Source organism: Streptomyces sp. NPDC005925, assembly GCF_040638805.1.
Taxonomy (GTDB): Bacteria; Actinomycetota; Actinomycetes; order Streptomycetales; family Streptomycetaceae; genus Streptomyces.
Genome location: NZ_JBEXVL010000001.1, coordinates 466,849 through 490,221, shown reverse-complemented (window position 1 = coordinate 490,221; position 23,373 = coordinate 466,849). Strand labels below are relative to the sequence as shown.

General features: G+C 69.6%; 29 protein-coding genes and 3 pseudogenes. 21 read left to right on the top strand and 11 right to left on the bottom strand.

The annotated features are described in order from the left end of the window. Positions 1-46: 46 nt before the first annotated feature. The 6 genes from ABZ354_RS02120 to ABZ354_RS02095 form a co-directional block, all read right to left on the bottom strand. Entirely contained in the window at positions 47-1,519 is a 1,473-nt protein-coding gene (locus ABZ354_RS02120) for an SCO6880 family protein (RefSeq protein WP_358651940.1), read from the bottom strand. A gap of 80 nt (positions 1,520-1,599) precedes the next feature. Beyond that, positions 1,600-2,973 carry an ATP-binding protein gene (locus ABZ354_RS02115; RefSeq protein WP_358651939.1) on the bottom strand — a complete coding sequence of 458 codons (1,374 nt, stop codon included), beginning with the start codon at positions 2,971-2,973 and terminating at the stop codon, positions 1,600-1,602. Between the two features lie 36 nt (positions 2,974-3,009). Beyond that, the gene (locus ABZ354_RS02110; protein ID WP_358651937.1) at positions 3,010-3,702 is read right to left on the bottom strand and encodes a hypothetical protein; all 693 of its coding nucleotides are present in this window, start codon (positions 3,700-3,702) and stop codon (positions 3,010-3,012) included. After that, complete coding sequence (locus ABZ354_RS02105) at positions 3,702-4,016, bottom strand: DUF6112 family protein (RefSeq protein ID WP_011031268.1); 315 nt, start codon at positions 4,014-4,016, stop codon at positions 3,702-3,704. Before ABZ354_RS02105 ends, ABZ354_RS02110 begins: the two co-directional genes overlap by 1 nt. A 217-nt stretch (positions 4,017-4,233) precedes the next feature. After that, the gene (locus ABZ354_RS02100; protein WP_358651935.1) at positions 4,234-4,599 is read right to left on the bottom strand and encodes a hypothetical protein; all 366 of its coding nucleotides are present in this window, start codon (positions 4,597-4,599) and stop codon (positions 4,234-4,236) included. 172 nt (positions 4,600-4,771) lie between these two features. Then, positions 4,772-5,902 carry an NlpC/P60 family protein gene (locus tag ABZ354_RS02095; RefSeq protein WP_358651933.1) on the bottom strand — a complete coding sequence of 377 codons (1,131 nt, stop codon included), beginning with the start codon at positions 5,900-5,902 and terminating at the stop codon, positions 4,772-4,774. A 513-nt stretch (positions 5,903-6,415) separates the two neighbouring features. Here ABZ354_RS02095 and ABZ354_RS02090 point away from each other — a divergent pair. From ABZ354_RS02090 to ABZ354_RS02005, 18 genes and pseudogenes are all read left to right on the top strand, one after another. Further along, positions 6,416-7,171 carry a site-specific DNA-methyltransferase gene (locus ABZ354_RS02090; RefSeq protein ID WP_358651931.1) on the top strand — a complete coding sequence of 252 codons (756 nt, stop codon included), beginning with the start codon at positions 6,416-6,418 and terminating at the stop codon, positions 7,169-7,171. Between the two features lie 250 nt (positions 7,172-7,421). Beyond that, complete coding sequence (locus ABZ354_RS02085; protein WP_358652235.1) at positions 7,422-7,964, top strand: DUF4913 domain-containing protein; 543 nt, start codon at positions 7,422-7,424, stop codon at positions 7,962-7,964. Then, positions 7,961-8,446, top strand: a complete 486-nt coding sequence (locus ABZ354_RS02080) for a hypothetical protein (protein WP_020271124.1) — start codon at positions 7,961-7,963, stop codon at positions 8,444-8,446. The genes ABZ354_RS02085 and ABZ354_RS02080 overlap by 4 nt, the downstream gene beginning before the upstream one ends. 19 nt (positions 8,447-8,465) lie before the next feature. Further along, positions 8,466-8,717, top strand: a complete 252-nt coding sequence (locus ABZ354_RS02075) for a hypothetical protein (protein ID WP_358651929.1) — start codon at positions 8,466-8,468, stop codon at positions 8,715-8,717. 322 nt (positions 8,718-9,039) lie between these two features. Then, positions 9,040-9,783: a hypothetical protein gene (locus ABZ354_RS02070; RefSeq protein ID WP_358651927.1), complete on the top strand. Its 744-nt coding sequence runs from the start codon at positions 9,040-9,042 to the stop codon at positions 9,781-9,783. Positions 9,784-9,964: 181 nt separating this feature from the next. Further along, positions 9,965-10,285 (top strand): annotated as a pseudogene (locus tag ABZ354_RS02065) (SH3 domain-containing protein). 95 nt (positions 10,286-10,380) lie between these two features. Continuing rightward, the gene (locus ABZ354_RS02060) at positions 10,381-10,863 is read left to right on the top strand and encodes a hypothetical protein (RefSeq protein WP_358651925.1); all 483 of its coding nucleotides are present in this window, start codon (positions 10,381-10,383) and stop codon (positions 10,861-10,863) included. After that, positions 10,860-11,303 carry a hypothetical protein gene (locus ABZ354_RS02055; RefSeq protein WP_358651923.1) on the top strand — a complete coding sequence of 148 codons (444 nt, stop codon included), beginning with the start codon at positions 10,860-10,862 and terminating at the stop codon, positions 11,301-11,303. The genes ABZ354_RS02060 and ABZ354_RS02055 overlap by 4 nt, the downstream gene beginning before the upstream one ends. Before the next feature lie 10 nt (positions 11,304-11,313). Continuing rightward, entirely contained in the window at positions 11,314-11,727 is a 414-nt protein-coding gene (locus ABZ354_RS02050; protein ID WP_358651921.1) for a hypothetical protein, read from the top strand. Positions 11,728-11,770: 43 nt separating this feature from the next. Continuing rightward, complete coding sequence (locus tag ABZ354_RS02045; RefSeq protein WP_358651919.1) at positions 11,771-12,613, top strand: winged helix-turn-helix transcriptional regulator; 843 nt, start codon at positions 11,771-11,773, stop codon at positions 12,611-12,613. Beyond that, positions 12,610-13,089, top strand: coding sequence for a regulator (locus tag ABZ354_RS02040; protein ID WP_358651917.1), 480 nt, complete (start codon positions 12,610-12,612; stop codon positions 13,087-13,089). Before ABZ354_RS02045 ends, ABZ354_RS02040 begins: the two co-directional genes overlap by 4 nt. Further along, the gene (locus ABZ354_RS02035; protein ID WP_358651915.1) at positions 13,086-14,321 is read left to right on the top strand and encodes an MFS transporter; all 1,236 of its coding nucleotides are present in this window, start codon (positions 13,086-13,088) and stop codon (positions 14,319-14,321) included. The genes ABZ354_RS02040 and ABZ354_RS02035 overlap by 4 nt, the downstream gene beginning before the upstream one ends. Before the next feature lie 31 nt (positions 14,322-14,352). Then, complete coding sequence (locus tag ABZ354_RS02030) at positions 14,353-14,655, top strand: hypothetical protein (RefSeq protein WP_358651913.1); 303 nt, start codon at positions 14,353-14,355, stop codon at positions 14,653-14,655. Between the two features lie 50 nt (positions 14,656-14,705). Beyond that, the gene (locus ABZ354_RS02025) at positions 14,706-15,935 is read left to right on the top strand and encodes an ATP-grasp domain-containing protein (protein WP_358651911.1); all 1,230 of its coding nucleotides are present in this window, start codon (positions 14,706-14,708) and stop codon (positions 15,933-15,935) included. Continuing rightward, on the top strand, positions 15,932-16,801 hold the full coding sequence (locus ABZ354_RS02020; protein ID WP_358651909.1) for a DUF317 domain-containing protein: 870 nt from the start codon (positions 15,932-15,934) through the stop codon (positions 16,799-16,801). The genes ABZ354_RS02025 and ABZ354_RS02020 overlap by 4 nt, the downstream gene beginning before the upstream one ends. A 29-nt stretch (positions 16,802-16,830) precedes the next feature. Beyond that, positions 16,831-17,319, top strand: coding sequence for a hypothetical protein (locus ABZ354_RS02015; protein WP_358651907.1), 489 nt, complete (start codon positions 16,831-16,833; stop codon positions 17,317-17,319). A 52-nt stretch (positions 17,320-17,371) separates the two neighbouring features. Continuing rightward, positions 17,372-18,259, top strand: coding sequence for a DUF317 domain-containing protein (locus ABZ354_RS02010; protein WP_358651905.1), 888 nt, complete (start codon positions 17,372-17,374; stop codon positions 18,257-18,259). Beyond that, complete coding sequence (locus tag ABZ354_RS02005; RefSeq protein ID WP_358651903.1) at positions 18,199-19,221, top strand: SpaA isopeptide-forming pilin-related protein; 1,023 nt, start codon at positions 18,199-18,201, stop codon at positions 19,219-19,221. Before ABZ354_RS02010 ends, ABZ354_RS02005 begins: the two co-directional genes overlap by 61 nt. Before the next feature lie 234 nt (positions 19,222-19,455). On the opposite strand, the pseudogene ABZ354_RS02000 reads toward ABZ354_RS02005, so the two are convergent. Continuing rightward, positions 19,456-19,697: pseudogene (locus ABZ354_RS02000) on the bottom strand (transposase family protein); the annotation flags it as partial. Positions 19,698-19,799: 102 nt separating this feature from the next. Here ABZ354_RS02000 and ABZ354_RS01995 point away from each other — a divergent pair. From ABZ354_RS01995 to ABZ354_RS01985, 3 genes are all read left to right on the top strand, one after another. Further along, the gene (locus tag ABZ354_RS01995) at positions 19,800-20,372 is read left to right on the top strand and encodes a winged helix-turn-helix domain-containing protein (protein WP_358652233.1); all 573 of its coding nucleotides are present in this window, start codon (positions 19,800-19,802) and stop codon (positions 20,370-20,372) included. Further along, on the top strand, positions 20,288-20,854 hold the full coding sequence (locus tag ABZ354_RS01990) for a transposase (RefSeq protein WP_358652231.1): 567 nt from the start codon (positions 20,288-20,290) through the stop codon (positions 20,852-20,854). Before ABZ354_RS01995 ends, ABZ354_RS01990 begins: the two co-directional genes overlap by 85 nt. Before the next feature lie 364 nt (positions 20,855-21,218). Then, complete coding sequence (locus tag ABZ354_RS01985) at positions 21,219-22,007, top strand: hypothetical protein (RefSeq protein WP_358651901.1); 789 nt, start codon at positions 21,219-21,221, stop codon at positions 22,005-22,007. Here ABZ354_RS01985 and ABZ354_RS01980 read toward each other — a convergent pair. From ABZ354_RS01980 to ABZ354_RS01965, 4 genes and pseudogenes are all read right to left on the bottom strand, one after another. Further along, positions 21,917-22,543 (bottom strand): hypothetical protein, encoded by a 627-nt coding sequence (locus tag ABZ354_RS01980; protein ID WP_358651899.1) that lies wholly within the window; start codon positions 22,541-22,543, stop codon positions 21,917-21,919. The genes ABZ354_RS01985 and ABZ354_RS01980 overlap by 91 nt on opposite strands. Then, the gene (locus tag ABZ354_RS01975; protein ID WP_358651897.1) at positions 22,540-22,776 is read right to left on the bottom strand and encodes a hypothetical protein; all 237 of its coding nucleotides are present in this window, start codon (positions 22,774-22,776) and stop codon (positions 22,540-22,542) included. The genes ABZ354_RS01980 and ABZ354_RS01975 overlap by 4 nt, the downstream gene beginning before the upstream one ends. An 85-nt stretch (positions 22,777-22,861) precedes the next feature. Then, positions 22,862-23,053 (bottom strand): hypothetical protein, encoded by a 192-nt coding sequence (locus ABZ354_RS01970; RefSeq protein ID WP_355979956.1) that lies wholly within the window; start codon positions 23,051-23,053, stop codon positions 22,862-22,864. Next, positions 23,050-23,373, bottom strand: a pseudogene (locus ABZ354_RS01965) (hypothetical protein); the annotation flags it as partial. The gene ABZ354_RS01970 and the pseudogene ABZ354_RS01965, both read right to left, overlap by 4 nt.

Genomic DNA, 23,373 nt, shown 5'->3' with positions numbered 1-23,373 from the left:
GTGATCCGGAGTGCAGTGGGCCAGGGCGCGGACTGGCGAGGTTGGTTCACAAGGCGGTGCGGGCGAGCGGGAGCGCGGAGAGGGCGAAGGCGTCGGGCTGCTGGTAGATGAGCCGTCGGAGGTCGACGCCAGAGGTGACGGCGTGGGTCTCAATCTGTGCGCAGGCGGCGTCCAGGAGGGCGTCGGTCTCGGCGGTGACGGTGACCAGGCCGGTCAGTGCTACATCCGCGTGCCCGGCGATGAGCTGGCGTTCGCGGGTTTTGACGTCGGCGTACTCGACGGAGTCCTCTTCGGAATCGACCTGTCCGCGGCGTGCGCGCTCGTTGGCGTCGGCGATGATCGCGGCCTTCTTGCGCTGGACGTCCCGCAGTGCGGACTCGAGCCCCTGCGGCACGTATATAAGGGAGAGGCTGCGGCGCACGCCGGCCGTGAACATCAGCCCGTGCAGGAACCCAGCCCCCATCTCGGTCCTCGGCCAGTTCTCCACCCAGTACGTCGCGTGCCGTGCGCTGTCGGTAGCGAGGCGGTCGTACTCCTCGAACTGGACGACGGGCCCGGCGGCTGCTGGGTCGGCCTCGGCGCGGCCGGTCTCGGACCACTGCTGGAGCGCGGCGAGGGCCTTCGGGTCGTAGGCGGTGCGAATGACGGCGGCGATTTCCCGTGCGCTCAGCCAGCCGGTGACCTGGAGACCTGCGTTGCGGGCGGCCTGCGCGATGGACGCGGTGGTCTGCTCCATGACGGTGAACGCCCCGGGCAGCCCTCCGCCGGCCTGGTTGATCAGGCGCCGGGCGGCCTTGAGGTCGAGGGAGATGGCGAGGTAGGTCTCGTGCGGGGCGGCGGCAGGGCCAGCAGAGGAGACCAGCTCGGAGTAGATCTGTCCGGCGATGGGGGTCTGGGGCTGCCCGTTGTGGGTCCAGTGGCGGGTGAGGGTGTCGCCCGAGTCGGGGACGGTGCGTTCCAGCACCTGCACGGTGGCGATGTGCCCAGTGCGGGCGATGCCTGCGAGGGCGCGTCCCCAGCTGCTCACGTTGTGGTTCTGGGTGGCGGGGTCGAGGAGGGCGAAGGCGCGGCTGGTGACGCGGGCGATGGCGGTCAGGGTTTGCTGGTGCGGGTCGTGGACGGCTGCGGCGCCGTTGGCGGAGTCGCCGGGGGTGACCACCTTGAGGGATGCGGCGGTACCGGGCAGATGGAGGACGCCGTCCTGCCGGGGCCGGGTGACGGGCCGAGCGAGCCAGAGGGTCTGGCCGGTGCGGCGACGGTGCGCATACCGGGTGACGATCGGCGCCCAGTCGATCAGGGAGCGGCCGTGCCGACGGATCGCGACGAGTGCCCCGGATGCCGCCCACAGTGGTGCCAGGGCGACGGCGCCGAGAAGCCCGGTGGAGATCACCGTCATCAGCAGCAGGGCCAGCATGCAGGAGACGAGTACGAGTTGAGGCAGGGAGAGGCCGAGGAGGATGCCGCGGCGGCTCCGGTGCGGGAACTTCACCGTGACCGGGGCGACGGAAAGATCAGTCAAGGGGCGGGTCCTGGGGCGCGGGTGGAACCCGGGGGCGGGAGGGCGCGTGCACATCCCGCCCCCGGGAGTCGGTCAGGGAATCAGAGGCCGGTCGGAGGCGGCGGGGGTCCGCTCGCCCCGCTGGACGGGGTGTTCTGCGTGCCGGAGGACGGCGGTGCGCCCTGCGGCGGCGGGGTTGTGGTCGGTGGAGTGGACTGCCATCCGCCGCTCTGCCCAGACGCGGTACTCGCACCGGATCCGCCAGGCCCCGGGCTGCCGCCCACCTGGCCGCTGGTGTCGTCGGACACGCTCGTCGGCGCGGGCTGGACGGCCTTCTCCAAGCCGGACTTGACCGCGTCGCCGCCGGGCGAGGCACCCCTTCCGCCGCTCTGTGACCCCTCCTTGCCCTCGCCGCCTCCGCCGGTCGGGTTGGCGGCGATGTCGCCGGGGAACCCGCCGCCACCGGCGGGGCCCTGCGGTGCGGCACCCGCGCCGGCGGCAGCGCCACCGGTTCCGGCGGTGGCCGCAGCAGCGGCGGCCTTGCGGGCGGCCTTCTCGGCGTGCGCCTTCGCGATCTGCGCACCGGCGCCGCCAGCACGGTGGATGGACTCCCCGTCGGTCCCGTCGGCCGCCCAGTGCACGAACTTGAAGACCGCGTACGGACACAGCAGCACCAGGATCATGATCACGATGCCGGACATGACGTCGGCGAGGGCGGCGATGCCGTCCTTGGCCTCGGTCTTGCCCATGGCGGCGATACCGAGCACGAAGATCACAGTCATCAGTAGCTTGGAGACCACGAGGGTGGCGGTGGCTTCGATCCAGCCCTTGCGCCAGCGCCGGGCGACCTCCCAGCCGCCGCCGGCGGAGGCGAAAACGGCCAAGGTGACCATGACGAGGATGCCGACCTTGCGGACCATCATCACGCACCAGTAGAGGAAGGCGCCGATGGCTGCGCCTAGGCCGGCGACGACCGCAACGAGCCAGCCCAGCCCGGACAGGCCCGGGATCTGGTTGACCTTCACGATGCGGCGCACGGCCGACTCGATGTCTAGGTGCGCGGTCTTGAACAGGCCGTCGCTGACGGCGTCGACGACTTCGACGGCGACGGTGGTGAAGGCGATGGCGCAGAAGGCGAACAGGACGCCGCTCATGGTGCCGGTGAACGCTTGTGTCAGTGCTTGTCCGTCGCGTCGGATGGCGGCCCGGACTAGCTGTGCGCAGAATGTGGCGACCAGCAGGACCAGGCCCAGTGGCAGCAGCATCTCGTAGTTGTCGACGAACCACGTCGCGTTGAGGTCGACCTTCGTGGTGGTGTTGACGGCTTCGGCGGCCAGATCGGCTGCGGCGGCTGCCAGTTCACCGGCGGACTTCGCCATCCAGTCGCCGATGGCCTTGCCGGGATCTGAGGCGAAATCGACCGCGTCGCCGACGGCGCACAGCTTGTCCGCCAAGGGGAAATCACAGAAACCCACGAGGAGTTACTCCTCCTTTCTTGTCTCAGGGGCGGGTCACTGCGTGACGCTCGGTGCGATTGCGGCCAGGGTGCAGTCGTGGTTCGGGCGGCATTGGACGGCGAGGGTCACGGCCCGTTCCTCGGCCCCTCCGCCGCCCTTCTTCCAGCTGAGCGTCTGCTTGCCGTTGACGGTGACGACGTAGATGTACGCCTCGGTGATCGCGGACGGGTCGTCGGCCAGGGCCGCCTTGAAGACGGACGGGTAGTGGCCCTCGGTGACGCTTGCGGTGGCGTGCTGGTCCTGGTCGGCCATCCGCGACCACAGCACTGGGTCGGGAACCTGGCCGGAGACCGAGGCCCAGTCGGCGTATTTGGTCTCCGTGGTCATCCAGGCGCGCATGCCGGCGAGTTGCTGGTCGCGGCTGGTGTCGCGGGTGTCGTAGGACCACAGCATTCGGGCCGCAGCCTTGGCGTAGGCGACCGGTTCGGCGATCTGCGGGGGCTTGGGCACTGATCCGGATCCGGAGGAAGGCTTCGGGGCGGCCTCGGTGGAGGACGGGCTGTCAGCTGGGGCGGGCGCGGCGGTGCCCGGGGCCTGGTGGCCGTTCCCGCCGCCGGTCAGCAGGGCGACGACCCCGGCGGTGGCGAGCAGGACTGCGACTACGCAGGTGACGATCGCTATGCGCCGGTTGGCCGACCAGCCCGAGCCGTACGAGGACAGCGAAAAGGAGGGGGATCGTTTCCGCATCAGTGGACCTGCGACCCCAGGCCGGAGAAGAAGGCCACGATTCCGTTCGCGGCGCCCAACCCGAGGGCAGCGCCGGCGGCCACGACCGCGCCCTTCTTACCGTTGGCTTCGGCCTGGTGACCACCGGTGTGGTGACCCCAGGCCCATACGCCGAGCGAGACGGCGAGGGCGCCGACGACGGCGATGATCCCGAACATGTTGATGCTGTTGACGACGTTCTTCAGCACACTCAGCCCGGGCAGTCCGCCGCCTTTGGGTGAGATTCCTGGGTCGTAGGCGAGCTGGATGACGCGGTCTGCGAGAGGGACGGACATAGGTGTGGCAGGGCTCCTTGCATACGCGGGCCAGGCGAGAGCCGGCGGGAAAGGGGGAAAGCGGAGGGGGAGGTGCGCTCGGAGCGCGGAAGTGGCCGTGGCGGCGCCCCGCCCGGACCTACCTCGGGCAGAGGCAGGGAGAGGCCACTCCTCGGGCCGGGGCGCGGCTTCGAAGCCGCCTTTTCGGCTCGGAGCCAGGGAGGGCTGCCGGGGCGTTCTACTTCGGGATCGACGGCTTCGGCGCCGGGTTCGACTCGTACGGGTTGGCGCAGTCGTAGATCATGTATCCGCGGATCTTCTTGCCGTCGGACTTCCGGGTCACCGTGCCGCGGGTGTACCAGGTCTTCTCTGCGTGCTTGTACGCGAACTGGTTATAGGTGACGTTGTCGTGCCGGTAGGCGATGCCCACGACGGTGGAATTCTTCGAAGGGTCCTTGCGGACCTTGACAGCCTTGCACGAGATCGTCGTGTGGCCGGTGTCGTACGCCTGGGCTGTGGAGGCGCTGGCTAGGCCGCCGGCCGCCACTGCGATGCCGATCGAGCTGGCCGCGAGGGCGCGCCGGACGCGGGAGTGGATTGTCACGTGGATGCTCCGGGGTGTTGGGGGATAGGGAGTGGGCCGTCGGCTCGCTGCTGGGCGGCCGTCGGCGAAGCGGTCGAGAGTGATGGGGAGTCGGCCACCGAGCCCAGCTATCGGGCAGACCGCCGGTGAGGTCCTGGTGACGGCGGCTCGCGGGCCTGCGGGCTGACCGGGATCAGATGACGCGGCGGGCGGCGAGGATCGTCCAGTCCTTGATCGGGGTGATCCGGACCGGCTTGGTGGTGCGCGGCGCCTCGATCACGAGGCCCTCGCCCATGTACATGCCGACATGCTCGGGCCGTGCGGCGGTACCCCGGCTGAAGATCAGGTCCCCGGGCTCAAGTTGGGAGGGCGAGACCGCCTTGCCCTCGTTGACCTGCGTGTACGTGGTGCGGGTGAGCGTGACGCCGGCATGCGCGTACGCCTGCTGCATCAGGCTGGAGCAGTCGCAGCGACCCATAGGGTCGGGGCCGTGCGAGTTCGTGCAGGAGCCGCCCCACTGGTAGAGGGTGCCGAGCTGCTGCATCGCCCACGTGATGGCCTTACGGGCCCTCGGATGAGCGTCCTTGGGGATCGAGTAGCCCTTCGGGACGCTCCCCTCGGGGATGCGGCCGAAGCCGGAACCGTCCTGGCCCGGCGCGCAGCCGGTCGTACTGGTCGACGGCTTCTTGTCCTGGTCTGTGTCCTTGCCGTCCGCGTCACCGCCGCCGGGGAAGGTCTTGGCGATGGCGGCCTGCAGCGCGGTGGCGAGCTCTTCCCACTGCGCGTACGCGTCTGGCAGGCCGGATTTCTGTACGGCTTGGGCGGCCTGGGTGACGGTCATCTGCTGCCACCCGCTCACTTTGAGCAAGTGCTTGTAGAACTGCTCGCTCGCGTAGGTGGGGTCGCGGATCTGCTGGGCGCTGCCCCAGCCTTGGGAAGGGCGCTGCTGGAAGAGGCCGAGGGAGTCGCGGTCGCCGTAGGCGAGGTTGCGCAGTCGGCTCTCCTGCATCGCCGTGGCGAGCGCGATGATCTGTCCCTTCTTGGGGACGTCGAGGGAGAGGCCGGCGGCCACGATCGTCTGGGCGTTGGGGACCTGCTCGGCGGGCAGGTCCAGGCCCTCGACGTGCACGTCCTTGCCGGAGGCGCCGTCGAGGATCTTGGTGACCTGTTCGGCGACCTTGTCGCTGTCGATATCGCTCAGGCAGCTGCTGAAGGAGCCGCTGCTCTGCACGGCGTCGGCCGAGGAGGCCAGCATCATGCCGGTGCCGGCGATCAGGATCGGGGACAGGAAGACGACGCCGATGCCGGCGGCGAGCCCCTTCAATCCGAGCGGACCGCTCGCCGGTCAGCGGTTCCGGGCATGGGTGGGTAGCGAGACATCATGAGCGTGTCCTTGGGGGTGCGGTGTCCGGCGTACCGCGTGCGCGAGGCGTCTCGGAAGGGCGCGGCAGCCGGGGTGGGCGATCGGGACGGGCCGGTGCGGGGCGAGTTGCCGCTCGCTCCGCGTGGCCGGGCCGTGAGCTAGGTGTGCCGGGGCAAGGGGTACCTCCGTGAGGTGTGGCAGGGGAGTGGCCAGCGGCGGTGTGCGCCGGGCGGTTCAAAAACAGTAGGCGCGGATCGGCGGTTGACCAAAAAGTCGGCGTGAGGTGCCGGAAACCGATACCTCGACAGGGCACTTCTTGGTCGTCGGCGGTTTCGCCTCTACAGTTTTTGGATTCCCCTCGCCCTCCTCGGTCTGCGGCCCTGGGCTTCTGCATGCCCACTTCCGGCCCGCGAGGACTCCTGCGCGAGGCGACTATTTCCCTCCGCCTTTCCGCACCCGAATCGGGGTTCCCCTTTGCCTTTTTCCCTTCACCAGGGCGACGCTCTGGCCGTTCTCTCCGGCCTTCCGGACGGCTGCGTCGACTCCGTCATCACCGACCCGCCGTACAACAGCGGAGGGCGGACCGCGAAGGAGCGCACCACGCGCTCCGCGAAGCAGAAGTACACCTCCGCCGACGCCAAGAACGACCTCGCCGACTTCACCGGCGAGAACATGGACCAGAGGTCCTACTCGTTCTGGCTGACGCAGATCATGACCGCGGCTCACCGCCTCACCAAGACCGGCGGGACGGCCATGTTGTTCACCGACTGGCGCCAGCTCCCGACGACGACGGATGCGATCCAGGCGGCCGGATGGCTGTGGCGCGGTGTCCTGGCCTGGCACAAGCCGCAGGCCAGGCCCCAGAAGGGCCGGTTCACCCAGAACTGCGAGTTCATCGTCTGGGCCAGCAAGGGGCCGATCGACGGCTCCCGCAACCCCGTCTATCTGCCTGGCATGTACTCGGCTTCGCAGCCCTCTGGCGCGAAGCGCCAGCACATCACGCAGAAGCCGGTCGAGGTGATGCGCGAGCTGGTCAAGATCAGCCCCGAGGGCGGCACGGTCCTCGACTTCTGCGCCGGCTCCGGCTCCACGGGCGTGGCCGCCCTGCTGGAAGGCCGGGACTTCATAGGCGTGGAGAAGACCGAGCACTACGCGTCGATCGCGGCCGACCGGCTCACCGAGACGATCCGCGCAACCCTCACGCAGGACGCCCTGGTTCTCACAGCCTGAGCCGCGTCCTTGCCCGTCGCCAAGGCGACCAGCTCCCAGGCGTAGCCGTCGGCGGAATACCGCCGGAGGAACGTGCAATCCGCCGACGGCCCGCGCGAGTGCGCCCCCGCACTTCCCTCATTCCGCGTCTCGTAGGAGGCCGAACTTCTCAATGCCCGAATCCGCAAAACCTGCCGACGATGGAGAGATGGAGCCGATTCGTATTCCGGATCCGCAGCTGGAGGGAATCGAGGCGAGCGTGCGGCGGCTCATGGAGCAGTCGGCGCAACAGGCACAGCAGCTCGACCACCTAGCGTCCGCCCCGTCGCCGAGTGGATCACCGTTCGCCGCGTTCGGCATGCCGGGACTCGACGGCCCGCCGGCCGCTGCTCCACCGGAGCCCCGCCCGATCCTGGAACTGGACGGAGAGGAACGCGAGGACGAACTCGACGCCCTGTCCGACTGGGTCGACGACTTCTTCCTCCCGGTCTACGGGGCCGAGGTCACCACCGCGGCGCCCTGGTGCCTGCAGTGGCAGGAGCACGACGACGTCGTGGCCTGGCTCCATGCCTTGTGGCTCGCCTACCAGCAGCACAAGGACCCCGAAGCCGGGCTCTCCGGCCTGTTCGTGTGGCACCGAGACTTCCTCACCCACGCCGTCGCGGCGATCCGCGCACCGGGCGGCCCGCTGTCGGCCTGCATGAGCTCTCCCGACCGGCCCGCACACCGTCTCCTGCCCGGTCCGCCGCCGTCCGTACGGACGGAGACGGAGGCCACGGCGGAAGACGCTGACCAGGACGAGCCGGCGTCATGACCGCGGGACAGGGACAGCCCGCCTTCGGACTGAGCTTCGATCCGCGCGCGCTGACCGATCTCCTTCAGGCCCCCAGCGACATACGTGACCTCACCCTTGCCTACCTGCAGGAAGTCGTGAACGCGCAGCGCTTCGGGCTGCGCCTCGACGGTGACCTGGAGGGCTGTCGAAAGCTGTTCGTGGACTCCCGCAAGGACTGGCGCGTCGTCTACGCCGTCCGGCCGGCGCCCGCGGAGTCCGCCCACCACAAGGAGATCCACGTCGTCGCGATCCGGCCGCGCGCGGGCAACGACGTCTACGACGAGGTCGGCCGCCGTCTGGGCATGACTCGCCGGCCGCTGAGCGCCCGCACCCACGCGGCACGCTCCCGTTCCCCGCAACTGGCCGCCCGCGCGCCCGTGCCCCGGCCCGGTCCGCCGCCCACTGCGCCACCGGGTCTGCCCCGTCCTGCACCGAACCCCGCGCACCATCCCACCCGCTGAACGCACGGACGCGTCCCCTATGCCCCCTGAACCCGCGCCGGCACCCTCCCGGCGTGCGGCCTCCCCGCTCGACCATCGCCTCGAAGCCGCCACCGGGCACGACATCGACACCCTGTGGGCCTACCGCGACCGCGGCGTCCTCGACGAGCAGCACGCCCAACTGGTGGACCGGCACCGGAAGCTGGCCAAGACCCAGACTGGCGTCATCTTCCACCTGCGCCGAAGCCGCAGCAGCGTCCGTCGCGCCCGACGCGCAGCAGCTCTCGACTGACGACCAGGCGGCGCTGCTCGCCATCGCCGGCGGCGCCAAGCTCTACGAACACCTGCTGACCGGCCGGATGTCCGTCACAGCCGCCTCCGGCACCCGCATCCCCCACACCAAGCTACGGCGGCTGGAGGACGCCGGCCTGGTCGCCCAGGACACTGGCCACCCCGTACACGCCGGCCAGCCGGTCGCGCTCACCGACGCCGGAGGAGCCGCGCTTTTCGCCGCCCGCCGGGCCCTCACGACACAGACGCCGAAGGTCCCAGCTTGCCCCGGCACATCGCCGTCCACTCCGGCGCAGCGGCGCTGAACTCCACCGAAAGGCCCCTTGTTGTCTCCCACCGAACCGGCGCCGGTCCGGAAGTCCATCCTCCAAGTCGACTTCGATCTGGACGACCTCGACGCCGACGAGGAGAGGTACCTCGACTTCTACCGCAAGGTCGGCGTCCACGAGGACATGCTCGTCCCCCTCGCCGAACATCACGACGGTCCGCACAGCTACTACGTCCTGTTCGACCGCACCGCGACCTGGGGACACCCCGGCATGCCCCAGGTGCTCGCCGTGCATCTGCAACGGGACCACGAGAAGCGAACGTTCAGCTTCGAGAAGGCCCCGCTGCCGCTGCCCGCGATGGCGCAGTCCTGGCTCATCCACCGCGGCTGCCCGCACGATGCCATCGGCCTCGACCCCGAGCTGGGCCCGCCGCCGGCTGACGAGGCCACGCGAGCACTGGAGCGACGCCTCGCCGGCGACGGCGACCACTGCGCCATGGGCTACTCCTACACCAGCGACGACCCGGACGACATGGTCGTCGTCGTGGCCCTGCGCGTCCTGGACGAACGCGCCCCCTCGCCGTTCCGCGTTGTGGTCGAAGAGGTCGACACCGACACCTGGACGCACACCCTGCGCGAGGGCGGCTTCGATACGGTCGACGAGGCCCTGCAGTGGTGCGACGACCGGTTCACCGGGGAGGCCGGCCCTCTCCCGCCGGTCCGCCCTGCAGCCGCTGCCAGCCGCCCGGCCGGTGTGGCGAAGGCCCCTGCCCCGCGCCCGCCAGGCCGTTCGCGCTAAGCGCTCAGCCCGACGCGGGCGGCGCAACATAGCCGACGATCGCCGGTTAGCCAAACCGGCGATTCTCCGGACTCTTATACAGCCGCCGGGACAATCCCCGCGGCGCCCTTCCACACATTCCCCACGCCTTCACGGAGGCTTCTTCCGCATGCGCTCCACCCGAATTGCCATATCCGCGGCGATGCTCGGCGCACTCGCGCTGCCGGTGCTGTCCGCCACCACCGCCAGCGCCGCGACCGTACCCACCGCAGCAACCGCCGCCCCCGCCGCCAGCTGCCACAATCTGCCGCCGCTCCCGTAAACGGTGCACGCCAAGGCCGTGACCATCCGGTCCAAGGCCAGCTCGAAGTCCACGGCGCTCGGCGTGCTCTACAAGAGCCACAAGTTCACCGTTCACAAGAAGAGCGGCAACTGGGTCTACATCACGGACAAGACGACCGGCGTCAAGGGCTGGGTCTCTGGTACGTACGTCTACCGCGACGTCCGCATGTGCCTGGACTAAACGCACTTCAACACGTCCCGGTAAGCGGCTCATCGCCGAGCACGGGACCCCTCATATTCCCTACGCATCGGCCTATCCAGAACAGGAGGTCCCCATTGTCCGACGGCATGTCCGAGGATTCTGCGGATGCCGTGGGCGTGCTCACCGAACGGATCGAAGCGCGCTTCGGCATGGGCATGGACCAGTTGAAGGCCGCGGTCGCCGCCGCGCCGACCGCGAATCCCGACGCCACCGACGTCGTCAAGTGGCACAACCTTCTCGTCGAGGCTCAGTCCGTGCTGGAGCGCGCGGAGGACGACCTCCTCGCCGCACTGCAGACCCAGCCCAGCGAGGTCGACGACCCGACGATGGGCCTCGCCCACAGGGTGAACGCGGCCGTCACTGCCCGCGACGGCCGGGCCATGGTGGTGCGATGGCTCCTCGACCCGAACGCCCCAGGGAAGAAGGACCTCGCCGCAGAGCGCCTCGCCCGCCTTCGGCCCCGCACCGGGCCTGCGGTGCAGACCAGCGCCCCCAACCGGCCCGCGGGTTCAACCGCACCGGCGACGGCGTGGCGGTCGGCAAGGGCCGCCCGATGAGCCGGGACAAGGCCACCACCATGGACGCCGACCTGCAGAAGGTCTTCGGTAAGCCGGTCCTCGAGCTGTACGAGGCGGCTGCCGACCACGATGCCTCGCCCGCGCTCGCCCGGGCCCTGGAACTGCGGTCCTTCCTGGCGCTCACCGAGGAGCAGGTCGCCCGCGTCCGCGACCGCGTCCACGCCGACATGGATCCGGACCGCAACCTGGGCGAACTGTCGGCGGACAAGCTCCGCTTCGACGCGCAGTGGCTGGACGCGGCACTGGAGGCCCGCGACGCCTACCGCGCCGCCCTCGGCGAGCTGCTGCGCACCCTGCCCCCGCCCGCACAGCAGGCCCGGCCTGTACGAACGGCTCAGCTCAGGGCCACCGCAACCCTGCCCCCGTCTGCCGCCCCGGCACCCCAGCGTGCCGGGGCGGCCCGGGCCCGCCGACCGTGAAAGCCCTCGATTGCCCCACCCCACGTCCACCGACATAGCTGGACGGATCGAGGTCCTGTACGGCGCACCGCTTGCCGACCTCGAAGCTCACGCCCAGGACCAGCCGCCCGGCATGCTCTGCGCCCTGCTCGGCATGCACGACGACCTTGCCCTCGCCGAGCGCAGCATCGACTTCCATCGCGACCACCTCGCCCGGCTCATCCACCCCGAACGGCAGATCGGCCCGCACGAGGTCTCCCACCTCCTCGACGGGACCCGCCGGCTCGCCGAAGCCGTCGCCGTCCGCGAGGTCCAGGCCAAATCGGTCGCCGCCGTCCTGCAGAGCCTGGCCCGAGTCCCGGCCCCGACGCCTGTCCCGCCAGCTCCCTCGCAGCCTGCTCCGGCTCCGCCTCTTGCGGCGCCGAGTCCGGCGCGCAGCCGCTGACGAGCAGGCGATCCCCCCTTTCATTCACCCAGGAGTTCCTCCCTTGGCCATCACCGCTCTGCCCCCTGACACCGACGCCGACATCGCCCGGGTCACCGAGGCTCTCGCCATGATCACCCCGCGCTGGAGCGTGAGGATCCTCTTGGCCCTCTCCGGCCCGCCGCTGCGCTACAGCGAGCTGGCGGCCAAGGTGTCCTGGCTGCAGAACGGCCAGCTCCACCCCAAACTCAAGGCGCTGTGCGACGCCGGACTCGTCGAACGCACCGAACACACCGCACGGCACGTGACCTACGGCCACACCGAACGTGGCGTTGCCCTGCTGCCGGTCCTACCGATGATTGTTACCTGGGCCGAGGAACACCTGGAGAAGGCGGACCGCCCGCTGGCCGCGATCGAGCAGATCGAGGACAGCCTCACCCTGCTAACCCGGCGCCATGCCGCCGCCATCCTGTGGGTGCTGAAGTCCCGTGAGGAAGTCAGCGGCCGGGCTCTGGCCCGAATCGTGATGCCCAGCAGCGACTGGACCAATATCTATCCGCCTCTGCGGCAGCTCGTCTTCGACGGCCTGGTTGACACCGACGGCATGGGCCGGCCCTACAGGCTGTCCGCGGCCGGCGATGGCCTGGGCCCCGTGCTCAGCACCCTGTCCGCGTGGGCCGCCGGGCAGCCCCTCGACCAGGCAGCCCGGCACCCGGTCTGGGGGCACCCGCAGGCGAAACCCGCGCCGAGGCCGTGGATCAGCAGCCAGTCTCGGCCGGCCCCCTCGGCGCTCCCACCCGCTCGGACACCCCATTCCCCTCCGGCCTGGCACAACGGGGATCTCTTCTCGCACGCTGCGATCGCCCGCCCGAAGGCAGCCGTCCCGGCGGGAGGCCCGCGCCGATGAGCACCCCCTTTACCTCTGCCGAAGCGCAGCGCGCTGTCGAACTGCTCGCCTCGCGGCCCTTGGTCCGCCTGGTCACCGAGATCGACGACAACGGCGCCATACCGCCGCGACGGCTGGCCGGCACCCTGCCCGACCTCTCCACGCACCAACTGCGCAGCGCATCCGACACGGCCCGCGCCCACGGTCTCATCCGGATCGCGCCCGGCACCGGTCTGGAACTGACCGAGGCTGGGATGGAGTTGGCCAGCCTGTACGACGCGATGGCCCGCTGGGCCCGGCGTCACGCCGTCCCGGCCCCCGTCTGCGAGTTCAGCAGCCGCATTCGGCACGTCCTTGTCCTGTTGGCACCATCGCTCATCACCGAGCGCGCCGACGGAGCGGAGGCGGGCCTGGCCCGTCTCCGCACGCTCCTGATCCAGTGGCTGGCTGACAACCTCCAGGTGGCCAGGGTGTCCGAACCTGAGCCGGTCGCGTGAGCGAAGCGGTCACACCCCGGCACGCACGCCACACCGGCGGGCTGATACGCAGCATCTACCTGCCGCGCACGACGGACGCGTTCGCGTTCGCGATGTCCACCTACGGCATCCCACTGCTCGTCCTGGCCACGACGCGCTCCGCCGCGCTGACGGGCGCAGCCTTCGCCCTGGAGTGGATCCCGAGACTGGCTGCGTTCGGGTGGGCCGGATCGGTTGTCGACCGGCGCGGTGCTGCGGTGGTCTTCCACCTGGCCTCCCTGGGCCGGGCGCTGGCCCTCGCCGCCGGCGCGGTCCTGCTCCACCTCCACCCGTCCGGCACCGTGGCGAGCGCGACCGTGATGGTGCTGGCGGCGACGACCGGCGTGCTCACCGAGTTCAGCTATATCGCGGCCGAGACCGCGGGCGCTGCCGCCAGCCGCCGAGCAGGACGGCGGGCCCACCGTGTCCAGGCCGTCCTGCTCGGCATCGACCAGACGGCGACCCTGGCCGGTCCGGCGCTCGCCGGGGTGCTCCTGCTTGCCGGTCCGCCGTTGATGCTCGCGGTGATCACCGTGCTCTCGTTGTTTGCCGCGCTGCTTGCCCTGCGCACTCCGCACTCGCCCGTGGCACCGGCCCGTGCGCCGAAGGGGAGGTCCGGGGCCGGACTGCTCACCGGGTGGCGCACCATCCGCTCGCTTCCCGCGCTCGGCTGGCTCGTGACCGGGCTGACCCTGTCCAACCTGGCCACCGGCCTTCTTCAAGCGGCCGGTCCCGTGATCGTCGTCAAGCACTTCGGGCAGTCCACCACCGCAGTCGGCCTCGTCTGGTCCGCCGCTGCCGCAGCGACGCTCCTCAGCGTCACGCTCTGCCGGTTCGCGCTCGACCGCCTCGGCCTGTGGCCGGTCGGCGCCGCCTGCGCCGCCCTCGCCTCGCTCGGCTGTCTCTCCGCTGCCCAGGCTCCCGACTACCGGTCCTACCTGGTCCTGGTCGCCGTCCTCATGGCGGGCGAAGGCGGCATGACGGTCGTCCTGCGCACGCTGCGCTCCCGCCTGATCCCTCCGGAGAAGTTCGGCAGCACCCTGTCGGCGACCATCCTCATCCTCCTGCTGCCCTTCCCCGTCGCCGGCGTGCTCACCGCGCTCACTCCGCCCGATGCGCTGGGCCATGTCATCACCGTCTGTGCCGCGCTGCAGGCCCTCGGTCTGTTCTGCGCCTTCGCCCGCCTGCGAACCGATCCCGCCCTGCGCACCTGACCCTGCTGCGCCCCCGCCTGTGGAGAACTTCATGTCCATTGCCGCCCTTGGATCGCACCGTGCGACTGGTCGCTCCATCACCGAGCAGTTCCACGCCTTCGACGCCCACAACCCGCACGTCTACCGGGCCCTGGAACGCATGGTCGCTCGCCGACTGGCCGCCGGCGCAACCCGGGTCAGCTTGAAGGACCTGTTCGAGGACCTGCGCCGCCAGCTCCCTCATGGGGTCGCCGGGCTTAACAACAACTACACCGCCCTCTACGCCCGCCGCCTGATCGGCGAACACCCTCACTGGGCTGCGGCGTTCGAGCTGCGCCGCCGCCGTGCCGCCTGAGACACCCCTCTCTTCCCTCGTCCCGCCTCCACCGATTCGGAGAACCCTTCTTGTCCGCTCGTCCTCTCGTGCTCGTCGTTTCTCCCGGCGACGAGACCTACCGCGGTTACTGCCTGGAGCAGGTGGCTGCCGCGTACGACGTCGTCCTGCTCACCGGCACCGAGCCGTCGTGGGAGAAGCCGTTCATCGTCGACCACACCGTGGTCGATCTGAGCGACCCCGCAGCGCTGCTCGCCGGCGGCCGGGCGCTGGCCGAGCACAATGACCTTGCCGGCGTGGTCACCTGGGACGAGTGGCACCTCGTCCCCACCGCCCGTCTCGCCCGCGCGCTCGGTCTGTCCTCGACGTCCGTCGAGGTGATGCGGGCCTGCCGCAACAAGGCAACCGCCCGCACCCTGTTCGCCCGCCATGGCGTTCCCTCGGCCGCCTCGATGAGGGCGCGGACTCTACTGGAGGCCGGCCTGGCGACGATGATCCTCGGCCTGCCGGCGGTCATCAAGCCCGCGGCCTTCGCGGGCAGCATCGGCGTGATCCGCGTCGACCGGCCCGAAGAACTGCCCGCCGCGTTCGCGTTCGCCTCGGCCGGTGCGAGCCGCAGTCGCGACGACACCGGCGTCCTGGTCGAGGAATACCTCGACGGGCCGGAATTCTCGGTCGAATGCGTCACCCACCGCGGAGCGACCACGGCGGTCGCCGTGACCCGCAAGCACCTGGGCCCCGCGCCGTACTTCGACGAGGCCGGGCACACCGTCGATGCCGCCGACCCGCTCCTGGCCCAGGTCGCCCCGGCCGCCGCTGCTGCGGTCAAGGCCCTGGGGATCACCGACGGTGTGCAGCACGTCGAGCTGCGCCTGGTGGACGGTCGGCCGCGGTTGATCGAGGTCAATGCCAGGATCGGCGGCGACATGATCGGCCACCTTGTCCGTCTGGCCACCGGCATCGACCTGCCCCGGGCCGCCGCCGACCTCGCCTGCGGCCGAGCGCCGGACCTCGCTCCGACCCGCAGCGGAGCCGCGGGCATCCGCATGCTCTACCCGGATACCTCCGGCATCCTGACCGCCCGGCACATCAACCAGCCCTTCGCCGTCCACACCCCCTGGCTGCGCCAGGTGCAGTGGATCCGCGAGATCGGCGACCAGCTCGTCCTGCCGCCCGACGGCGACCTGTTCACCGCCCGGGTCGGGTTCTACATCGTCACCGGCCGCACCACCGCCGAGGTCACCGAACGCCTCGACACCGCCGCCGACGAGATCACCGTTACCACGAGGGCAGACCGATGAACCCACAGCCCGATTCGCACCACGAGATCGACGGCGACGTCTACGTCTCCCCGCGCCACCTCGCCTCCACCACCGGAACCGGCGACCCCGCCCTCGCCCCGTTGCTCGACCTCGGCTGGGACCTGCGGTACGACGAGGACTCCAACGTGTACGTGACAGCCCCCGACCGGCGCGTGCGCCTGGGCTACCTGCCCGAAGGCGAGGACGACGGGCTCTGGCGCATCAACGCCTACAAGGACTCCTTCGGACCGCCGGCGTGGGGCGTCTGCTTCAACGACCGCGTTCCCACCGAGTTTGTCCAGGCGTTCACCACCATCCTGGCCACGGCGTACGAGCAGGGGCCGGATGCTTACCTTGCCCGGCCGATCTCCGGCATCGACGAGCACGATCCCTTCCTCGCGGTCGTGCCGCTTCTGAAGCAGGGCTGGGAGATCGACCGTCCGCGCTGGGGCGTCTTCGCGGTCCAGGCCCCGGACGGGCTCGCTGGCATGGAGTTCACCACCGGCGACCTCGATCCGGAAACCGAACTGACCACGCGCGACGCGCGCTGGCAGCTGTGGGCGGGCAAGTCCATCGACCGGCCCGTCTGGTACGCCACGGCCAGCACCGACACCCCGGTCGCCCTGCTCACCGCCGTCACCGAGTGCGTCGCCGATCCGGCTCCCCTGCCCCGGTGGCGCGAGGTGACCTCCAGCTACATCAAGGGGATGGCCCAGCTCACCCCGATCCTCCCGCCGGGCCCGCCGGCTCCCACTCCGCTCGACGTGCAGCGGGCCGTCTCCTCCCGCCGTCCGGCTGCGCTGCCCGTGGCCAGCGTCCCGCGCTGGAGCACCACCAGCCGACCGGCCCTGCCAGGCCGCCGGTAGCACGCTCCTGACCCGACCGGAGATCCTCCTTGTCCCTGCAAGCCCCTGAGTTCTTCGCCGAACTCCGCCTCCCCTTTCACGACAGCACCGTCGTGGGTAACACCTACCTCGCCGTGCCGACTCCAGGCACGCACCTTCGGTTCCGAATCGACTTCACCCGCACCATCTACGCGGACACTTACGGCGGTCTACGCCTTGCGGTCGTCCACCCGGACCGCGGCGAGATCGATGCGGTCAGCCTCAGCTTCCTGGACCACGGCACCTTCCACCGCCGCGACGTGGCAAGCAACAGGCCCCTGAACAATTCCACTTACGGCACCTTCAACAAGTACCACCGCGCCGGTCAACCACCGTGGGAGGGAGCTGAGTTCACCGGGCTTCGCGACGCCATCGAGCAATACACCGCTGTCTGGTTCCCGGGGGCATGGGCGGCGTCCGCGCCGAACCTCGCCGCCAGCAGGAGCACGCACACGGCTCCCGCCCCGCCGACCGCGCGCGGCGGTGCTCGCACTCGCTGAGCCGCGCCCTTCCAACCCGGCAGTCCGTACTTTCTCCGCAGGAGCCCTGCCCGTGCTCACCCACCCCCTTGAGAACCTCGACCCGGCCCAGAGCGTGCAGGTCCTGCCTCGTCACCTCGCTGGCCCCGGCGCCGTTGACCCTCGCGCCGCGTGGGCCTTCCCCTTCGAGGAGGGCTGGCCGTTCGCCCAGACCGAAGCAGGCACGGCCGCCGCGTTCAGCCCGTGCCTACGCCTGCAGACCACCTTCGACCCCCAGCCCGACAAGCCCGGCAAGGGCACGTGGACCATCAACGCACACCGGGCCCCGTTCACCTCGCCGGCCTGGCGGATCACCTTCGACGCCACCACCCCCGCCGAAATGCTGCACGACGTCCACAGCGAGCTGCTCGACCTCTATCTCGAAGACAGGCACAGCGACCAGGACCGGCTGTTCCAGGACGAGACGGCACCGTACGAGGCGTACGCGCCGCTACTCACCTGCGGCTGGAGCCACGCCGTCGAGACCGACGGCACCCAGACCTTCCTCACCCCGGAGGGACTCGGCGGTGTACGCCACCGCTACGCCATCGGCGGTTCCAGCGAGCTGGCCTGGCGGGCTTGGGGTGGGTACCCCAGCGAGCCGCACTGGACGGCGCGCCTCTCGTTCGGTACGCCCGCCACGCTCGTTGCGGCCTTCACCGCCTCGCTCATCTCCACCGAACCGCTGCAGCGCACCGTCCAAGACGCCCCCGTCCAGACCCGCCGCGCCCTCTACGTCGCCACCCCGACAGGCAAGCAACAGCACGGCAGCACACTCGTCCCCCCCGACACCTCCCGCCCCGGTCTCTGGCCGCAGCCGATGACCTTCCCCGTCCCCTGTCCCAAGGAGTCCTCTTCCTCGTGCATGCACGTTTGGTCCGATCCGCTGCTGCTGTCGCCGTCATGGCGGCCGGCACCCTGACCTGGGCGCCGGCCGCGAGCGCCGAGCCCTCCGAACCGACCCCCTCGGCCTCGGCCGCCTCTGCCGAGACACCGGCCCCGGACGCGGGCAGCGTCGAGATGACTGCGAAGGATGCGGCCGGAGATCCCCTGCCCGGCGCCGTGTTCCTACTGCTCGACTCCACCGGCCAGGAAAACGGACGCGGGAAGACCGATGCCCAAGGAAAGCTGACCTTCCCCGACCTCGCGCCGGGCGTCTATCGGCTCAAGCAGACGGCCTCCGGCAGCCCGCTACACGAGGTCGTCGCCGACCAGGACGTCATCGTCACCCCCGGCACCGCCACCCGGCTGACGATCACCGACCCGTTCAAGGCTGCCAAGGTCCTCCTGCAGGCCAAAGACGACAGGACCGGCAAGCTCCTGCCCGGCGCGACCGTGAACATCGGCACCGGCACCTCGACGCTGCTCACCCTGACCACGGGCGCCAAGGGCACGGCCTCCGGAGAACTGCCCGTGTCGAGCCGCAGGACTCAGTTCTGGGTCAAGGAAATCAACGCCCCCGCCGGCTACGACCTCTACAAGCCGACGAAGACGTTCACTGCGGGCCCCGGCGCCCCGGTGACCGTGACCGTCACCAACGCCAAGACAGCCACCGACCCGAAGCCCGACCCCTCAGACAAGCCGACGCACAAGCCCACCGACTCCCCGTCCAGTCCGGGCAAGCCGAGCAGCGGTACCGGAGGGGCCACGCCCTCCGCCTCGGGCAGCGACACACCGGATGCCGACTCCTCGCCCGTGGCCGCGACCCCGGTCGGGGACTCCACGCCGAAGGCGCCGACGGGCTCCCTCGCCCACACCGGAGCCGACGCCGCACCGTGGCTGATCGGCGGCGCGGCCGTGCTAATCGCAGCGGGCGGAGGCGGTCTCCTCCTGGCACGCCGCAGCCGCATGGACAGTCCCACCGACGACTCCACCGAGAGCTGACCCGCGCTCCACACCTCTCCACGACTCCGAGCCCCCGGATTCCACAGCCTGGAATGCGGGGCTCTGTCGTGGCCGCGCTTCCGTGAAGGATCGACGCAATAAGGTGTGACGGATGATCTATGGGCTGTAGCTCTCTGTGAGATCCGCTCGGTGCCTGTATGACGCCGCTCCATTTGGACCTCTGGCCGCCGGGCCGCTGCTTCTTCAAGGCTGAGGTGGGCATCCTCGGACCGGGGCCCGTCCGTCGCCGAGCCGGTCGCACTCGGCGAGGGTGCCGTTCACAAGGACGTAGTCGGGGTCTGTCTCGCGCAGTGCCTTCAGCAGTCCTGGCGCCTTGTTCGCCAGGTGCCGGACGATGGTGGTGACGTAGGAGTGTGCGGTGCCGACAGATATGCCGAAGTCTGCAGCGGTCTGCGCGAGCGTATCGTGCCGCCGGAGGTAGACCAGGCAACGAGAGCACGCCGGTGCGGCGGGAGTTACTGACTTCGGCTCGTCAGGGTGAATTGTTGCGAAGTCCCTGAAGAGCCTGTGGTGGTAGCTGTATTCCGTGGTGTGTGAGATATGCGGATGGGGGCGGGCTGACCGCTGCCGGGCGACGGCGCCGGGAGACGGTACGGATGCAGGCAGCCGAGCTGTTCGAGCAGGCGATCAAGCCGTCGGAGGTCGCAAGACACCTGCGGGTGAGCCTGAAATCGGCGTATCAGTGGCACCAGTTGTGGCGGGACGGGGGTCGTGAGGCTCTGGCCTCGCGTGGCCCGGGCGGGTCGCGATGCCGTCTGTCGCCGCGCTGTCTGGAGAAGCTCGCCGGGTATCTCGAGCAGGGGCCGGCCGCGCATGGATGGGTGGAGGACCAGGTGTGGACCGCCGCTCGGGTGGCCCTGCTGATCGGAAGGAAGTTCCACGTCTCCTACAGCGTCTCCGGTGCCACTCGGCTGATGCACCGGCTCGGCTTCAGCCCGCAGGTCCCCGCGCGGCGGGTCGCCGAACGCGACGAGCAGGCCGTCGCCGTCTGGAAGGAGGCGACCTGGGTGGAGGTAAAAGAGCCCGGGCGGCCTGCGGGGGCTACATCTGCTTCGAGGACGAAGCAGGGTTCACCCGAAAGCCGCCCAGAGGACGCACCTGGGGCCGGCGCGGCTGCACCCCGGTCGTGATCGTGAGCGGACGCCGCTCGGGGCGCCTGTCGGTGGCGGGGCTGATCGCGATGCGGCCAGGCTCCCGCACCCGGTTGTGCCACCGTCTGCGCACCCACCGAGCGGGCAAAGGCATGCGCCGCAGTATGGGCGAGCGGGACTTCATCGCGCTGATCGACGGTGTCCACCAGCTCGTCAAGGCGCCGATCGTGCTGGTATGGGACCGGCTGAACACCCACGTCTCCCACGCCATACGTGAGCTGATCACCGAGCGTGAGTGGCTCACGGTGTTCCTGCTGCCCGCGTACTCGCCCGACCTCAACCCGGTCGAGTGGGTATGGGCGCACGTCAAGCGCAGCCTGGCCAACCTCGCCGTAGTCGCCCTGGACCGGCTCGGAGCACTGGTACGCAACCGGCTCAAGCGGCTTCAGTACCGGCCGGACACCCTCGACGGCTTCATAGCCGGAACCGGCCTGGCCCTCGACGACCCAGCTTTACCCTGACGGGCATGGTTACCCACTCGACCAGAGCGTGAGGCAGGTCGAGTGCGGCAGGATACGGGACTACCGAGGCTCCCGTGCTGATGAGTTGAGACGTCGAACACCTCTCTCAACTCTCAACGGCACGGGAGCCTCGTGCGTTGCGGCTGCCGGCCTCGTCACCCATCCGGTGGCCACTCTGAACAGGCCCGCTCTCCCCAACAGCCCACCACCCCTGCCAGCAGCAGAACCCGGAGAAGCACCCACGCGGCGGGCGTTCAGATGCCAGAATCTGTCACAAGCCAGACGCCGATGGTGGCCACTGGCCGTATGCGCCAGAAGTTGTTGCAGCTCGGAAGATTGTCAGAGATAGGGGTTCAAGCACGCCATGCAAAGCTCGGAGAACTTCCTCGACGAAATCCTTCGAACGCAGGGCGAGGTCACTTACGAAGAGTCGCATACCGGCAATGAACTCCTCACGATCCTTACGGCCCGGAGTCTCACCTTCACCACCCGGACCTTGATCCATGCTGCAACAGACAGCTTCGATGCCACTGATGCTCAAAACGCTCTGAAAATCTACTCGGAGAACCGCGACCATCTCCTACTTGACCATCTACTGGTCATCACACAGGGGGAGATCGCCAGCGAGATCGAGCAAACCCTGGGCGCCAATGACGCTAAGGTCATCACCTACACCCAGCTTTTGGTGAGCGCGATGGACTTCACCCCATACTTGCGCTCATTGATCTCAAATTGGCGGAACCGGAAAGACGGGATCGCCAATTACTATATTCCGGTATCAACGAAGACCGGTCAACCGCTCGAAGACCTGGTCCGCGAGTGGCTGGATGGTGACGACTCGCAACCCATCGCCATTCTGGGCAGTTACGGAATCGGAAAGAGCGTTTCGGCTTCAAAACTGGCTCACGATTTAGCGTTTGCTCACATGCGGGACAAAACCGCGAGGATCCCGATCCTGATTCGTCTTGGAGATATCGCACACGAACAGAAACTCAAAGGGCTTCTTTCGAGTAGCCTAACGGGCACGGACGGGGTGCGAAATTTCTCACACACCACTGGGGATCATGAGCCGTGGTGCTCGATCAGCCGTGTGGCGGCTTCGTGGGCGGTGTCGGCGGCACGCCGTACGGCGGCGACGGCCGCTTCGAGCTGAGGAACGTCTGCACCGGAGTTGAGCGCCTTGACTGCCTGGTTGAGATTGCTGCCGGCCCAGCCGAGCCGACGTCGGCTGTCGAACAGGGCTGTGATGACTTCGCGTTCGTCGGCGATCTCGGCGCTGGTGCGGTTGAGGTCGCGGGCGGCGGCGAGCGCGGAGCGGGCGAGGAACCCGGCGACGGACAGATTGCACTGGGCGGCGGCGGACTTGATGACGGCGAACTCATCATCATTGAAACGTGCGTTGGGCTGGTGGAGGCGCTTCTTCTCGGGCGACTGGCGCGGACGCTGGCGGGCGCGAGGAGCGCGCTGTCGGCGTACACGCGGTTCAGTCTGCTTCTCCTCCTGCCCTGGCTTCGATCCGCCCCCGGTCGAAGCCTCAAGGACCTGCGCACCCCGGTGCAGGTCCTCTCCCGCCCCCGAGGGGGCGGGTTCGGCGGAAGCTACGCTTCCGCCCCAACTTGCTCGCCCCGAGACCGAGTTGGAGTCGGGATCAGGTTCCGGGGTGGTGCCGTTCTTGCGTGCGTTCGTCATCGGGATTCGGGCCTCGTGGAGCGGCTGCGCTGCTGGATGGTTGCGGCCAGCGCGAGGACATCGGCTGGGCCGGCAAGGACGCCGACCGGTCCGTCGGGGCGGTCCTGGACGAGCCACTGCCCGGTCGGCGTGAGGACGACGGCGTGTAGGAGTTGCTGGCGGACCAGGACGTCCGCCCAGGCATCGGCCTCGGTGACGGTGGGCTCGGAAGAACGAGGGGGACGCGGAATCACGGCGTACCTCCTAAGCGGGACGGTGGCCCGGCACGGAGCCGGGCCACGTTTGCGGGTACGGGCTTTGAGCTGGGGTTTTGCCGGTTCAGCCGCACTCGGGGCAGCGCCCGACGTGGCTGTTGAGCGCGCGGGCCATCCGCTGTTTCGCGGAGGCAGCTTGCTTCGCGCTGGACTTCGCCGCCGGCCTGCCCGCGTGCCGCTCGGAGTGAGCGAGCATGAATCCGATCTCTCGCTCGTACTCCGCGCGGACGGTGTTGAACTTGCGGCAGGTCTTCATCGGGCGGTGCTCCTCGTCGTCGTGATGTCCTCGTTCCGCAGTTCCTGGAGGACGAGGCCGAGTCGGTCGTTACCGACACCCGTCAGGCCCTGGCGGCGGATGATTTCGCGCAGCTGCACCCGGGTGATCGCGCCGTTGCCGTCCCGTTCGAGCAGGGCGGGAACATGGGGGCGCACCTCGCGGACAAGCTGGCGCTCGGACTCGCCCAGCTCGCGTGCCGGGCGCTCCGTCTGCGGAGAGCGGGACCGGGCACGGTTGTCCTTGTTCTTCGTCCGGGACTTCCTGGCCGGCTTCCGACGGAGTGGGACCTTGTGTCCTCG